Source organism: Streptomyces atratus (assembly GCF_014648655.1).
GTDB classification, from domain to species: domain Bacteria; phylum Actinomycetota; class Actinomycetes; order Streptomycetales; family Streptomycetaceae; genus Streptomyces; species Streptomyces atratus.
In genome coordinates this window covers 1-814 of record NZ_BMRN01000206.1, presented here as the reverse complement: position 1 = coordinate 814, position 814 = coordinate 1, and the positions used below count along the sequence as shown (strand labels likewise).

The following is an 814-nucleotide window of genomic DNA, read 5'->3' as shown; positions in this document are numbered from 1 at the left end:
AGCGGCAGACGGTTCACGAGTCACCCGGACCGGCGTCCTACGGCACGCTACGAGCGGCCAACCCGACCGCGTCCCGCTTTCCCCATATAAGTCGGCGGTTCAAAGCGAGTCGTGGCCCTGGTGAAGGCGTTCCTCAAGGCTGGAGTTCTCACCGAACTCGGAAATCAGAGGGCCTCCGACGCCGGGACTCCACAAGGAGGCGTTCTGTCCCCGTTGCTGTTCAACATAGCCATGTCGGCGCTCGATGAGCGCCTGCAAGAGCCATGGAAGGACGGCGGGGCGATGGGAACCGCTGCCCGACGCGCCCGACGTCGGGCGAAGGGCCTGCCGAACTGGAAGGTCTCCCGCTATGCGGACGATCTTGTGGTGCTCGTGCATGGCTCCCGCGCCGATGTCGAGGACCTGAAGCATGAGGTCACTGAAGTGCTCGAACCACTCGGTTTGCGGCTGTCACCAGTCAAGACCCGGATCGTGCACATGAGTGAAGCGTTCGACTTCCTTGGGTTCCGCATCCAGTGGAAACGCAAGCGAGGAACGGACAAGTGGTACGTCTACACGTTCATCGGGGATCGGCCCATCCGGTCACTGAAGGACAGGATTCGTGCCCTGACACGCAGGAAGTCGCAGCAGAATCCACGAGAGGTGCTGGCCAGACTCAATCTGATCACGCACGGTTGGGCCAACTACTTCAAGCACGCAGTCTGCAAACACACCCTCAGCAACCTGGCGAATTTCGTCTGGTGGCGGATGGTCAAGTGGATGCAGACTCTGCATCGCTGGAGGTGGAAGGACGTCCGCCGATGGCTGAAGGCGC

1 protein-coding gene is annotated in these 814 nt (G+C 61.5%); it reads left to right on the top strand.

The genetic code is table 11. The features are described 5' to 3' along the window. Positions 1 to 111 precede the first annotated feature (111 nt). Positions 112 to 814, top strand: a 703-nt coding sequence (locus IEZ15_RS44110; RefSeq protein ID WP_268250521.1) for a reverse transcriptase domain-containing protein, incomplete at its 3' end; no start/stop codon positions are given.